This window comes from Azospirillum argentinense, assembly GCF_000632475.1.
Classification (GTDB): Bacteria; Pseudomonadota; Alphaproteobacteria; order Azospirillales; family Azospirillaceae; genus Azospirillum; species Azospirillum baldaniorum.
This window is the reverse complement of the sequence record NZ_CP007794.1, coordinates 1,595,837-1,608,777: the sequence shown is the minus strand read 5'-3', so window position 1 is coordinate 1,608,777 and position 12,941 is coordinate 1,595,837. Positions and strand designations below refer to the sequence as shown.

Here is a 12,941-nt window from a genome sequence, read left to right as displayed (position 1 = left end):
AGCGCAACCCCCTCACCCTAACCCTCTCCCCAGAGGGGAGAGGGGATTATGGATGCCGGCCCAAGCACCGTCACCCTGCCGGGGGCTGCAGCACGGCGATCTCCTTGCCGTCCTCCGAATAGGTCCGCAGCGGTTCGATCAGCAGGCCGCGGCGGTAGACGCCGTGCTGCATCAGCGCGCCGGAGGGGAAGAAGCGGCGCAGCACCCCGTCCTGAAGCCCGTCCAGGAAGGCGGCGCGCTCGCTCACCGTGCCGTCGTCGTAATAGCCCAGGACCGGGCCGTGCAGGCGGTCGCCGGCGTAGCTCTCCCGTCGCATCGGGCGGCCCTGCGGGCTGTGGAACAGCGCCTCGCCCTCGCGCTTGCCGTCGCAATACTGGAAGACGGCGGCCACCGTGCCGCTCTCGTGGAAGAAGACCGACGGGCCATTGAGGAGCCCGCCGCGGTAGGTCATGCGGCAGGTCGGGCGGGCGTTGGCGTAGAAGGTGGTCTGGCCGTGCTGCACGCCGTCCGCATATTCGGCGACCTGGACGAGGGCGCCGCCGGGGGCGTAGTTGCGCACCTCCCCATGCAGCTTCCCGGCCCGCAGCCGGGCGCGCAGGAGCGGGTGCCCATCCTCGCCGTAGGCGGTGTAGAGGCCATGGAACTGTTCCTCGCGCATCTCGCCGCTGCGGACGATGCGGCCCAGCTCGTCGCGCTCCTCCACGGGCTGGGGATCGGCAATCCGGACTTCAGATGGGCTTTCGTCGGCTGTCTCGGCGGCCATCTCAATTCACCTTCACCAGGGTGCCTTTGACGGTCATGATGGCGCCGGCGCTGACCTCGCCCATGGTCTGGGCCTTCAGCGTCGCGGACAGCCCCTCGGCGGACAGGGCCATGCCGGCCTTCAGGTTCATGCCCATGCTCGCCTTGACGTCCATGCCCATGCCCGATTTGATCTCCATGGCCATGCCGGACTTGGCGTTGAAGGCGCCGCCGGCGTCGAGCTTCATGTCCGTCCCGGACTTGACGCCGACCTCGCCGGAGGTGGCGGTCACCTTCACCGACTTGCCCTTGATGACCACGTCGCCGGTCACGTCGATGGTCAGGTTGCCCTTCACGGTCAGGGTGTAGTCGCCGTCGGCCTTGTGGATGAAGTCCGCCTTGTTGGTGTGGGTCTCGTTGTCCTTCACCGTCACGGCGCGGGTGCCCTTCGCGACCTCGTGAGTCTCGTTGCCTTCCGACACGGTGATGCTGTGATCGTTCTTCACGGTCAGCTTGCGGTCGTGCTGGATGTCGATGGTGCTGTCGTTCTCGACCGTCTCCACCTCGTCGTGCTTCACGAGGCGGGTCACGTCGTTCAACACCTCGACGTTCATGTCCTTCTGGGCGTGAACGAAAATCTCCTCGGCGTCGGCCTTGTCCTCGAAGCGGATCTCGTTGAACTTGCCGGTGCCGTTCTTCGAAGTCTGGGTCTTGATGGTGCTCTTGGTCGAATCGTCGGGCAGGGTGTAGGGCACCGTCTGTTCGGCGTTGTAGACGGAGCCGGTGACCAGCGGGCGGTCGGGATCGCCGTCGAGGAAGGTCACCACCACCTCCTGCCCGACGCGGGGGAAGAACATGATGCCGTAGTTCTTGCCCGCCCAATTCTGCGCGACGCGGACCCAGCAGGAGCTTTTCTCGTCCTTCTTGCCCAGCCGGTCCCAGTGGAACTGCACCTTGATGCGCCCGTACTTGTCGAGCCAGATCTCCTCCCCGCTTTTGCCGACGACGATGGCGGTCTGGGTGGAGTGGATGCGCGGCTTCACCGCCGTGTCGAGCGGGCGGAAGGGCAGATCCGGCGGGAAGGCGGTGAAATGGGCGTTGAAATGGCCGCTCGCCCCGTCGATGCGCACGGAATACAGGACATATTCGGCGTTCAGGTCGCTCTTGCTGTGGCCGGACACGGTGATGCGCGTCCCCGCTTCCAGCGAGCGGCATTCGCCGCTGCCGCGCACCCGGCGTCCGGGGAAGGCCAGCGCCTGCTGGCGCAGCTTGGCCATCGCCTCCCCATCCGACGAGGTGGTGTGGCGGCCCATGTAGTCGCTGACCGTGCCGAAGCCCGACGCGCCTTCGGCCGTGGCGTAGAGGTCGGTCGAGGGTGTCTCGAAATGGTAGCCGTCGATGCCGTAGCTCTTGGTCGTCACGCGCCGCTCGACGCTGAGCCCGTTCAGCACATGGTCCTCGTCGTCGTGCCCTTCGGTGGTGCGGTATTCGAAGGCGTCGAGCAGCGGGCTCTTGGCGAAGGCGTTGGCCCCGTCGCCCAGCACCAGCGTGTGCTTCCCGTCCTCATGCGCGAAGTAATAGAAGATGCCTTCCTCTTCGAGCAGACGGGCGACGAAGTTGTAGTCGGTCTCGCGGTACTGCACGCAATATTCGCGCTTGGCGTAGGTGCCGGTCAGCGATTTCTTGAGGTCGGTGTAGCCGGCGCCCTTGCAGACCTCCTCGACGATCTCCGGGACCGTCTTCTCCTGGAAGATGCGGCAGTCGCCGGAATGGGTCAGCATCCACAGCCAGGGGTGAAGCTCCGCCTCGTAATGGGCGACTTGGCCGCGGTCGTCGACGTGGGTCAGCTCGATCCGCCCGACGATGGCGTTGATGCAGCGCACCGTCTCCTGGTCGCCGAGCGTGATGGCGACGGTCACCGCCTTGCCGACGACGCGGTCGAAGGCGATGTCCTCGTCCGACGAGATCATGGTGACGCGGTAGGTGAACAGCGACGACAGCCGCTCCTCCCCCACGATGGTGCGCAGCGCCAGCGCGTCCGCCCCCAGCGGGCTGGTGATGGACAGATACTGGCCGTCCTGGGAAAAGCGCTTCGCCATCCTCGCCGCTCCCTCAGGCTGCCGTGCCGTCCACGCTCACGGTGAAGCGCCCGTCCGCGCCGTGGTCCACGGTGATGCGGCCCACCGGCTGGCCGGCGGCGATGCGGTCGAGGATGCGGATCGCCACCTCCGGCACCACGAACTCCGACAGCAGCGTGTCGATCATGCGCGCGCCGGCGTCGGAGTTCAGCGCCCGCAGCACCAGCGCCTCCACCGCCGTGTCGGTGACGGCTAGCTCGGCGCCGCGGTTGCCGGCGGTGCGGCGTTGCAGCTTGTCCAGCTTCATCGTCACGATGCGGCGGATCTGCGCCTCGCTCAGCGGGTAGTAGGGCACGACCGACAGGCGGCCGAGGAAGGCCGGGCGAAAACGGCGGCGCAGCACGTCGGAGATGGCGGCCAGCCCCTCTTCCCGTGCCTCGCCGATGCGCCCGGCGTCGAGCGCCTCGCGGCCCAGAGCGAAAAGCTCCGTGTCGCCGAGGTTGCTGGTCAGCAGGATCAGCGTGTTGCGGAAGTCCACCTCCACGCCCTCGCCGTCCTCCAGAACGCCCTTGTCGAAGACCTGATAGAACATGTCCAGCACGTCGGGGTGGGCCTTCTCGACCTCGTCCATCAGCACCACGGCGTGGGGGCGGCGGCGCACCGCCTCGGTCAGCACGCCGCCGCTGCCGTAGCCGACATAGCCCGGAGGGGCGCCGCGCAGGGTCGCCACGGCGTGGGCCTCCTGATACTCCGACATGTTGATGGTGATCAGGCTGTCCTCGCCGCCGTTCAGCAGCTCGGCGAGCGCCAGGGCGGTTTCGGTCTTGCCGACGCCGCTCGGGCCGCTCAGCAGGAAGACGCCGATGGGGCGCTGCGGCTCGCCCAGCCCGGCGCGGTAGCCGCGCACGGCCCGCGCGATGGCCTGGAGCGCCTGCGGCTGGCCGACGACGCGGGCGGCCATGCGGTCCTCCAGCGTGGCGACCACCTCCAGATCGTCCTTGGACATCGAGCCGACCGGAATGCCGGTCCAGTTCGACACCACCGCGGCGACCACCGCGCCGTCCACCCGGTGCGGGACCAGCGGGCTGTCGCCCTGGATCGCTTTCAATTTTTCCATGGCCGCGGCGGCCTCCACCGTGTGGCCGGCCTTCAGCGCGGCCTCCACCGCATCGACCAGATCGCGTTCGCGCGTCCAGCGCTCGTCCAGCGCGGCCTTCTCCAGGGCCAGCGCGCCGCGGCGTTGCGAAATCTGCGACAGGCGGGCGTGGTGGGCGGTGCCGGGTTCGGCCTCAAGCCGCTCCGCCTCGCGGGCCAGGATGGCGTCCTCGCGCTCCATCGCCTCGATGGCTTCGGGCTTGGAACTGCGGGCGATGGCGACGCGGGCGCAGGCGGTGTCGAGCACGCTGATCGCCTTGTCGGGCAGTTGGCGGGCGGGGATGTAGCGGGCGGACAGGGCGACCGCGGCGGCGATGCCGTCGTCGAGCACGCTGACCCCGTGATGCTCCTCGAAGCGGCGGACGAGGCCGCGCAGCATGGCCGCCGCTGCCGTCTCGTCCGGCTCCGGCACCGAAACAGGCTGGAAGCGGCGGGCCAGCGCCGGGTCCTTCTCGAAATACTTCTTGTACTCGGCCCAGGTGGTGGCGGCGATGGTGCGGAACTCGCCGCGCGCCAGGGCGGGCTTCAACAGGTTGGCGGCGTCGCCCTGGCCGGCGGCCCCGCCGGCGCCGATCAGGGCGTGGGCCTCGTCGATGAAGACGACCATGGGAACGGGGGAGGCCGAGACCTCCTTGATGATCGACTTCAGCCGGTTTTCGAACTCGCCCTTGACCCCGGCCCCGGCCTGGAGGAGCCCGAGATCGAGCGTGCGGATGACCATGCCGCGCAGCGGCGGCGGCACATCGCCCTCGGCGATGCGCAGGGCCAGCCCCTCGACGATGGCGGTCTTGCCGACGCCGGGGTCGCCGACGAGGATCGGGTTGTTCTGACGGCGGCGCATCATGACGTCGATGACCTGCCGGATTTCGCGGTCCCGCCCGATCACCGGGTCGATCTTCCCGGCCTTGGCCTGGGCGGTCAGGTCCTGGCTGTACTGGTCGAGCATGGCCCGCCCGTCCGAGGCGGCGGAAACCGGAGCGGCGGCGGGAGAAGATTCGGACGCGGCGGCGGACGGTCCGCCCTCCTTCAGGACGCGGACCAGCTCCGGCAGGTCGGACGCGGTGCGCTCGCGCGGCAGGGCGAGCAGGGAGGGAGCGGACTCCGTGACCACCGCCCGCACGGAATCGCAGGCGACCGCGGCCCAGAGGATGGTCGGGAGAAGGATCTGAGGGCTGTCCAGATGGGTGACGGAGATCAGCAGCGCCGTCTCCAGCATCTCCGGCACGCGGGGGGAGAAGGCCGGGGTGCGGCTGTTGCCGCGGCGGATGCGGTCCAGCGCCGCTTCGAGTTCCGTTTCCAGCCGGCCCGCCTCGACGCCGTAATGGCGCAGGATGCCGGCGACGGTGGCGTCCTTCAGCCGCAGCAATGCCAGCAGCACATGCTCCGCCTCGACGTCGTAATGGGTCTGCGAGACGCACAGCGCGGCGGAGCGTTCCAGCACCTTGCGCCCGTCGCGGTCGAGCTTTCCGATGAGGGACTTGATGTCGGCGGTCACGGGACGGCTCCCTGGGATGACGTTGCGGGCGGGGCGGGGTCGAGGGTCAGGCGTCCGTCCGTCAAATTCGGGCGGCCCGGCGCCCGCAGCCAGGAGGTCCAGCCGAGGCGGCTGCCCTCCGGCGGCTTGGTGGACAGACGCGTCGGCGGCACCTTGGTGGCCTCCAGCACCAGCACGATGCGGAAGTCCATGCCGTCCCCGGTGTGGAAGCGGGCGAGCGCGCAGAGCGTCTGGTGGTGCCGTCCGTCGGGCAGGAACTCGCGGAAGCGCTCCAGGCTGTCGAGCGTCAGTTCGATGGCATAGCAACTCTGCTGGTCCCAGACGCGGCGGCCCAGCACGACGGTGCGGCCGAGGCTGTTGTTCCGCGCGCCGAAGCCGCCCCCGATCCGGGTCCGGCTCTCCTCGTCCAGCGGCAGCCAGCGCCCGACGAAGCTCTCCACCCGCACCGTCACCCGGAAGACGGCGCCGAGAATCGCCTCCAATCCAGCCGACGAGCGGCGCCGGTTGGCGAGGATGCCGGAGAAGGCCAGCAGCATACGGTCGGGCGTGCCGGGCAGGCGCTGCTCCAGGCCGGGCGTGCCGATGCCGGCCAGCGCGCGCAGCACGCGGGCCATCAGGGTGCGTTCCGGGTCGCGCTCCAGCAGGGGCAGGCTGCCCTGGCGCGTCCGGTAGAAGATCGACATCAGGCGGTGGTTGAAGATGTCGTAGAAGGCCGAGCCCGCCGTGTCGCGCCGCGCCGCCCGCTCGACGAGCAGTTCGGTGGCGACGTAGGGCAGGGGACCGTTGATGCCCGCGACGCCGAGAACGGGGGAACGCACCACGCCACGCCCGTCCTCGGTTCGCCGCGCCTCGACCACGTCGCTGGCGGGGAAGACGAAGCTGGGGTCGTGCTCGATGCGGACGGCCTCCTGCTCCGGGTCGATGCCGGTGCCGAGCGGGGCCAGACCGGGAGCGGCGCGCTCCAGCAGGGCGATGGCCTGCAGCAGGTCGAAGCCCCAGGGCTCGGCCTCCAGCCGGTCGATCAGGGCGGGAGGGTGGCCCGAGGAGGGAGAGGGACGGTCCGTCACAGGACCGGCTGGCTGCCGGCAAGGCGCGACCATGCCTTCCAAACCCCTTCCCGTTGCACCGAGCGCAGCCGAAGCTGGGCGAAGGCGTTGACGTTGATGTAGAGCCCGAGGAAGCGGCTGAGCACCCCGCCGAAGACCAGCGGGCTGGCGCCGACGAAGTTCCGTTCGTCCAGGGCCACCGTCACCTCCAGCCCGCGCACGAAGCCGCGCCAGGCGTCCTGCCCCATGCGGTGCAGCACCGGGCGGGAGGACAGGCCCTGCACGCCACGGATCTGGTGCTGGGCGGACGGGTCGTCGGGCGCGTGCAGCAGCAGGATGGATTGCAGGGCGCGCAGCCCCTCGGCATCGCCGGTCAGGCTGAGATGGTTGACCGACAGGTGCGAGATCAGCTTCCAGGCCGAGGAACCGCCCGCCGGGGCGGGGCGGCCGGGAGTCGGCTTGTGCAGGCAGCGGATGGTGGCGATGGGGGCGGTTTCCTCGATCATCAGCGCGGCCCCCGCCGGCACCTGCTCGGCCAGAGCGCGGTTGGTGCACAGCGTGCGCACCAGAAGCGTCTCGTCCGCCGGGTCGGTCGGCGTCAGGTCGAGGTGGTGCAGGCTGAGATGGATGTCGGTGCCCGGCACGTCCTCCCGTTGGGTCGGCTCGCGCGCGGCCAGCCAGAAGCCGCGCGGCTCGGCCTCGGCCTCGGCGTGCTGGTGGGAGAAGAGGGGGACGTAGCGGTGGTGCATCCCGTCGCCGTCGCGCAGGCCGCTGACCTCCAGGATCGAATGAACCTCGGTCGTGCGCTCGCGCAAGGCGTCGGGGACGACGCGGTAGGCGGTGCGCCGGTGATTCAGCCGGATCGGCTCCGCCGTGCGGTTGAACAGGTTGACGATGGGCGTGCAGCCGAGGACGAAGCTGTCCTTGCGCAGGGTCAGCCGGTTGGGCAGCGGGCGCGACACCGCGATCAGGATATCGACGACCTCTCCCGACAATCGCCCCTGGGGAATCGGCAGGTCGTAGAAGTCGAACTTCTGCGGGAACTCGAAGTATTCCTGGAGCAGGCCGTAGGCGGGCTGGGCGTGCTTGGGATGCGGCAGCACCGTCTCGTCCGGGCCGAAGCCCACCGGGGCGATCAGGTTCTCGCCGCGCAGCCGCACCGGCGGCTTGCCCGGCTGGACGTAGGCAATCTCGACCACGCCGCACAGGAACAGCTCGTGCAGGGCGGAGGTGAGGATGGTCTCGCCGTCGATGAACAGACGCAGCTTGTCGATCGGCAGATTCTCGAAGGACTGGTTGCGCGTCTCCAACCTTAGCCGCAGCACCGACGCGGTGGCGGCGCCGTCGAGGAAGTCGTAGCGGTCGGCCGGTTCCACCGCGGCGTCGGTCACCGCGACCGGCCACAGCGTCACGTCGTAGGCGGTGCGGAAGCGGCAGCGGATGTTGTCCTCGGCCACGGCGTGCAGCGGGGTGCCGCGCGGCACGCGGAAGCCGCCGGTCAGCCGCCCCTCACCGGGCGTCGGCTCCATCCGCGCAATGCCCATGGCCGGGATCGGCGCGATCATCTGCGGGTGCAGGATGCCGAGCAGCGCCTCGGAAAAGCGCGGGAATTCGCGCTCCAGGTTGAGTTGCAGGCGACCCGACAGGAAGGCGAAGGATTCGATCAGCCGCTCGACGTTCGGGTCGGCGGCCTGATCCGGCCCCAGCGCCAAGCGGCGCGCGATCTTGGGATAGCTGCGCGCGAAGGCTTCGCCCGCCCGGCGGACGTAGAGAAGCTCGCGTTCGTAATGGTCGAGGAGGTCCTCGCGCCGCATCCTGGTGCGTCCTTTCAGCCGGACTGGCTTGGCTCGGTGGCGGCCGGGCCGCGCAGGCCCACGTCGAACTCCAGCCGTTCGGTGACGGTTCCCGCCACGACCTCGCCGGAGATGCTGGTGACCATGGTGCCGCGCCCGGTTCCGGCGCTGACGGTCACCCGCGGGCGCTTCAGCCGCGGCTCGAAATCGATGATGGCCTGCCGCACCATCCGTTCCACCTGACGGCGGTCGGCGTCGGAAGCGGCGTCCAGATGCGTGATGTCGGAAATTCCATAGTCCAGCGCCGTTCCGCCGAGGTCGGGGCGGCGCGTGCCGGTGCTGCGGCTGTCGAGGATGCGCGCCACCTCGCGCCGGATCGACGCCTTGAGGTCGGGCATGGACAGCACCGTGGCGGACGGCTCGTCGCCCGTCGGGTGGTCCGGTTCGAAGTCGATCAGCCGTTCGAACAGCAGCGACCGTCCGCCGGTCATCGTCTTGGGCTGGGTCATCGCCGTGTCCGTTGGGGGCTTCAGTTCCTTCTCCCCTCTGGGGAGAAGGTTAGGATGAGGGGGTTATGCTTTTGCCGGACGTGCCGACACGCACAACCCCCTCACCCAACCCTCTCCCCAGGGGGAGAGGGCTTCTGCCAAGCGTGGAGAATTAGCTGTCGGACACGGTGCCCTTCAGCAGGTTGAACTTCACGCCGCCACCGCCTTCGTGCTTCTGCTCCTCGGTGTAGCGCTTGTAGGTCCAGTAGATCTCGGTGGCGTTGATCTCGATGGTCTCGGTCGTGTCGCCCTCGTTGACGCTCAGGCTGTGCTTGGCGATCAGCGGGTTGGTCAGCTCGATCGTCAGGAACTCGCCCCACTGGTGGGTGTCGCCGATCGGCTTGAGGCAGTGGATGGTCCACTGCTTCTTCGCCGTGTCGGAGTTGGCCGAGCGCAGCAGCAGCGAGATCAGCTTGGGCGAAGCCCGGTCCCACTTGCGCTCAAGCGTGATGTTCTCGACCTTCGGGGTGTGGACCGTGCGGCGGGCGTTGGTCGACACTTCCATTTCGACGGTCATGTCCTGCGACAGGGAATCACACAGGATCATGTCCTTGAACACCGTGCCCCCGGCGATCTCCACCGCGGACTCCCCCTGGACGTTGGGGATATCGAGAATGATCATAGACATGCGGATTTACTCCGGACGATGCGTTCGGTGGGGAGGGGATCAGGCTTCCGGCGCCGGCAGTTCGGCGACCATGCGGATGGAGGCCGACAGCTCTTCGAGCTGGAAATGCGGACGCAGGAAGATGTTGGCGCGGTAGACGCCCGGACGGCCCGGCACGTCGTAGACGTCGATGCGGGCCTCGCGCAGCGGGAAACGGGCCTTCGTGCCCTGCGACGCCTCGTCGTCCAGAAGGACGTAGTTGGCGATCCAGGTGTTCAGGTGGTCCGTGATGTTGTTGCGCGTCAGGAAGGCGCCGATCTTGTCGCGCAGCATCACCTTCAGGTAATGGGCGAAGCGCGACGACACCAGCATGTACGGCAGCATCGCGGAGATGCGGGCGTTCGCGTTGGCCTCGTCGGTGTTGTAGACCTTCGGCTTGTTGGTGGTCTGGCCGCTGAAGAAGGCCGCGTAATCCGTGTTCTTGCAATGGACCAGCGAGATGAAGCCGAGGTCGTTCAGTTCCTTCTCACGGCGATCGGTGATGGCGATCTCCGTCGGGCACTTCAGGGCGATGTCGCCCTCGTCGGTCTTGAAGGTGTGGCTGGGCAGACCCTCGACCTTGCCGCCGCCTTCCACGCCGCGGATGGCCGCGGTCCAGCCGTGCTTGGCGAAGCTGTCGGTGATGCGCGCGGCCAGCGCCCAGGAGGCGTTGCCCCACAGGTACTTGGAGTGATCGCGCCCGTCGGTGTCCTCGACGAAGTTCATGCCTTCGACCGGAACGGTGTTCGGGCCGTAGGGCAGGCGCATCAGGACGTGCGGCATGGTCAGCGAGACGTAGCGGGAATCCTCCGACGCGCGGAAGGAGCGCCACTTCACCATCTCGGCCGTCTCGAAGATCTTCGACAGGTCGCGCGGGGCGCCCAGCTCGCCGAAGTTCTCCATGTCGAACATCGCCGGCGACACGGCGCTGATGAACGGCGCGTGGGCGGCGGCGGCGAGGTTCGACATCTTCTCCAGCAGGGAGATGTCCTGCGGATGGCGGCCGAACTCGTAGTCGCCGACCAGCATGCTGTAGGGCGTGCCGCCCAGCGTGCCGTATTCGGCCTCGTAGACCATCTTGAACATGGCGCTCTGGTCGAACTCGACCGCGCTGTCCAGGTCCTTCTGAAGGTCCTTGCGGGAGACGTTGAGGACGCGCAGCTTCAGCGTCGTCGAGGTCTCGGTGTTCATGACGAGATAGTTGAGGCCGCGCCACGTGCCTTCCAGCTTCTGGAAGTCGGGGTGGTGCATGACCTCGTTCAGCTGGTCGCTGATCAGCTCGTCGATCTGCGCGATGCGCTGGTTGATCGCCTCGACCACGTCGATGGCGGAGGCGTCGCCGGTCTCGGCGAGGACTTGGTCGACGAATTCGGTCAGAAGGTCGCGGGCGTAGGGCCGCTGGCCCTCCTCGCGCGCCATCTTGCCTTCGACCATCATGCGGTCGAGCAGGGACAGACTGGCGGCGCTCTCAACGGACGTTTCCGTGCTCACCTGTTCGCTCCGTGAAGGGGGTTCTGGTTGGGCTTACCGGGAGGGGGGATCAGGCGGGCTCGCCCGCGGGCTCGCCGGCCGGGGCGCCGGCCACCGGGCCGAGGAGCTTCTTCAGCTCGTCCTGCTGTTCGGTGCTGGTGATGACGTCGTTCAGCAGGCCGTTCAGCTCGTCGTTACCGTCCAGCTTGGCCAGCAGATCCGACAGCTTCTGCCGGGCTTCGAACAGGCGGCTCAGCGTCGGCACCTGCTTCAGCACCTCCACCGGCTGGAAATCGTCCATGTGGCGCATGTTCAGCAGGATGTTCAGCTTGCCGCCGTCCTCCTGCAGCTTGTTGTCCACCTGGAAGGCGAGGCGCGGCCCGACGGAGGCCATCACGTCGTTGAAGTTGTCGCGGTCGATCTCGACGAACTTGCGCTCCTTCAGCTTGGGAAGGGGCTTCTCCGGCTTGCCGCTGAGATCGGCCAGGATGCCGACCAGGAAGGGCAGCTCCTTCATCTCCTGGGCGCCACCGGTGTGGACCTCGTAGGTGAGCTTCACCCGCGGCGGGCGGACGCGCTCCAACTTCTTCTGACTGCTCTCGCTCATATCTGACGACCTCATAGGGTTGTGCGCGTCGCGCGCCGGCTGTCGAGCTTCGCCATCATTCGAAAGGCACCCCCGCGGAGGCCAGCCGAGATGGACCCCAATTGGACGACATCGCCCCGGAACACCTCCGTTTCGGAGGGAATGTCCGGCGTACGAAGCATCGCCCGCTCAGCTTCGAAGGTGCTGCAAGAGGAAGTTGCGGGCCTCCAATAGTTGACTCATCCGCTCGGCGCTGGACAGCAGGCCGGTGTCGGGATGGAAGATCGGGGCCAGCGTGCGGAAGCGGCTGTTGACCGTCTGCGTGTCCAGCCCCCATTCGTGGGTGAAGCCCAGCACGTAGGTGGCCTGCCAGGGCTTGCGGATCGGCTGGCGCAGCGGGCGGAAGGCCAGCGTCTCCAGCGCCGCGGTCAGTTGCTCCAGCCGCAGGCGGCAGCGGCTCATCTCGCTTTCCACGGCGTTCAGCTCGCCCGCGGTGATGAGGTGCGCGCCGTCGTCGTTGCCGATGGTGGCGGCGACCCAGGCGGCCTTGCGCACGGTCGCCGCGTCCAGCGGCGTGGCGTGGCGCACCCGCAGCTTCGGCACCACCCGCACGCGGCGGGTGCCGCCGTTCTTCAGCGTCACGGTGCGGTGGGAGACGTCCACCGGCTCGGGGCTGCCGGGGTCGGGCAGATGGGTCAGTGCCTCCGGCCCGACCAGCGTCAGGCAGGAGCGGATCAGGGCGGGCACCGTCATGCCGCGCGCCGCCGCCGCTAAGTCCACGGCGGCGTAAAGGGCATGCTGACAGGGTGCTGTGATGGTGGGCAAAGGGCCTCCGGGTACGCACGGCGATAATGCTTCGCAAGGTGTGCGATGGCGGGCCGCCGCGGAACGCCTTGTTGGTCCACTCCCGGAGTCACGCCGCCGGAACTGCGTCCGTTGCGGAGCGAAGGCGGTCAGTCGCCTTTGCCCCCGCGGAATTCCTCCATCACGGCGCGGATGCCGGTTTCCAGTGCCCGGACGCGGCGGCGCTGCCGCTCTTCCCGCCGCGTGGCCTCCTGCGCCTCGCCGCGCAGACGGTCCACCTCCTCGACCAGCGAGGGGGCGACGGTGCCGCGGTCGGTGTAGAACAGCCCGACCTGGATGACCTCGTAGAGGGAGGTGCCGGCGGGCATCAACCGCTCCAGCGCGGAGAGGGCGGCCAGCCGCTCGCCGGGGGAATCGCTGCGCAGCCGGGCGAGGATCGCGTGCAGGCGGGCATCCCGGTTCATGATGGCCGGTTCATGATGGAGCGCGTCCTTTCTGGTTGGCCGGTCTGGTTGTTTGGTCTGGTTGGTCGGGGGAGTATCGCAGGGGCCGGGAAGCGGCAAAAGCAGATCAGACCAA

Annotated in this window: 11 protein-coding genes; all 11 read right to left on the bottom strand. The window is 68.5% G+C overall.

The window, feature by feature from the left end:
• Positions 1-70 precede the first annotated feature (70 nt).
• On the bottom strand, positions 71-763 hold the full coding sequence (locus ABAZ39_RS21355; protein ID WP_040134784.1) for a toxin-antitoxin system YwqK family antitoxin: 693 nt from the start codon (positions 761-763) through the stop codon (positions 71-73).
• 1 nt (position 764) lies between these two features.
• Complete coding sequence (locus ABAZ39_RS21350) at positions 765-2,840, bottom strand: type VI secretion system Vgr family protein (RefSeq protein WP_040134782.1); 2,076 nt, start codon at positions 2,838-2,840, stop codon at positions 765-767.
• A 13-nt stretch (positions 2,841-2,853) separates the two neighbouring features.
• Positions 2,854-5,469, bottom strand: coding sequence for a type VI secretion system ATPase TssH (tssH, locus tag ABAZ39_RS21345; RefSeq protein WP_040134780.1), 2,616 nt, complete (start codon positions 5,467-5,469; stop codon positions 2,854-2,856).
• Positions 5,466-6,536, bottom strand: coding sequence for a type VI secretion system baseplate subunit TssG (tssG, locus tag ABAZ39_RS21340; RefSeq protein ID WP_247881678.1), 1,071 nt, complete (start codon positions 6,534-6,536; stop codon positions 5,466-5,468). Before tssG ends, tssH begins: the two co-directional genes overlap by 4 nt.
• Positions 6,533-8,329: a type VI secretion system baseplate subunit TssF gene (gene tssF / locus ABAZ39_RS21335; RefSeq protein WP_040134775.1), complete on the bottom strand. Its 1,797-nt coding sequence runs from the start codon at positions 8,327-8,329 to the stop codon at positions 6,533-6,535. Before tssF ends, tssG begins: the two co-directional genes overlap by 4 nt.
• Before the next feature lie 14 nt (positions 8,330-8,343).
• A complete protein-coding gene (gene tssE / locus ABAZ39_RS21330; RefSeq protein ID WP_040134772.1) occupies positions 8,344-8,817 on the bottom strand; it encodes a type VI secretion system baseplate subunit TssE in 474 nt (157 codons plus the stop codon).
• 151 nt (positions 8,818-8,968) lie between these two features.
• Entirely contained in the window at positions 8,969-9,484 is a 516-nt protein-coding gene (locus ABAZ39_RS21325) for an Hcp family type VI secretion system effector (protein WP_051658325.1), read from the bottom strand.
• A gap of 39 nt (positions 9,485-9,523) precedes the next feature.
• Positions 9,524-10,993: a type VI secretion system contractile sheath large subunit gene (gene tssC / locus ABAZ39_RS21320; RefSeq protein ID WP_040134770.1), complete on the bottom strand. Its 1,470-nt coding sequence runs from the start codon at positions 10,991-10,993 to the stop codon at positions 9,524-9,526.
• Positions 10,994-11,042: 49 nt separating this feature from the next.
• Positions 11,043-11,579 (bottom strand): type VI secretion system contractile sheath small subunit, encoded by a 537-nt coding sequence (tssB, locus tag ABAZ39_RS21315; RefSeq protein ID WP_014198564.1) that lies wholly within the window; start codon positions 11,577-11,579, stop codon positions 11,043-11,045.
• A 168-nt stretch (positions 11,580-11,747) separates the two neighbouring features.
• On the bottom strand, positions 11,748-12,311 hold the full coding sequence (locus ABAZ39_RS21310; protein ID WP_247881677.1) for a hypothetical protein: 564 nt from the start codon (positions 12,309-12,311) through the stop codon (positions 11,748-11,750).
• 200 nt (positions 12,312-12,511) lie between these two features.
• Positions 12,512-12,826 carry a hypothetical protein gene (locus ABAZ39_RS21305; protein ID WP_040134766.1) on the bottom strand — a complete coding sequence of 105 codons (315 nt, stop codon included), beginning with the start codon at positions 12,824-12,826 and terminating at the stop codon, positions 12,512-12,514.
• Positions 12,827-12,941: the final 115 nt, after the last annotated feature.

Coding starts and splice junctions, on each gene's coding strand:
- ABAZ39_RS21355 (WP_040134784.1), bottom strand. CDS start 763: ATGGCCGCCGAGACAGCCGACGAAAGCCCATCTGAAGTCCGGATTGCC.
- ABAZ39_RS21310 (WP_247881677.1), bottom strand. CDS start 12,311: ATGACGGTGCCCGCCCTGATCCGCTCCTGCCTGACGCTGGTCGGGCCG.
- ABAZ39_RS21350 (WP_040134782.1), bottom strand. CDS start 2,840: ATGGCGAAGCGCTTTTCCCAGGACGGCCAGTATCTGTCCATCACCAGC.
- ABAZ39_RS21305 (WP_040134766.1), bottom strand. CDS start 12,826: ATGAACCGGGATGCCCGCCTGCACGCGATCCTCGCCCGGCTGCGCAGC.
- tssF (WP_040134775.1), bottom strand. CDS start 8,329: ATGCGGCGCGAGGACCTCCTCGACCATTACGAACGCGAGCTTCTCTAC.
- tssE (WP_040134772.1), bottom strand. CDS start 8,817: ATGACCCAGCCCAAGACGATGACCGGCGGACGGTCGCTGCTGTTCGAA.
- ABAZ39_RS21325 (WP_051658325.1), bottom strand. CDS start 9,484: ATGTCTATGATCATTCTCGATATCCCCAACGTCCAGGGGGAGTCCGCG.
- tssB (WP_014198564.1), bottom strand. CDS start 11,579: ATGAGCGAGAGCAGTCAGAAGAAGTTGGAGCGCGTCCGCCCGCCGCGG.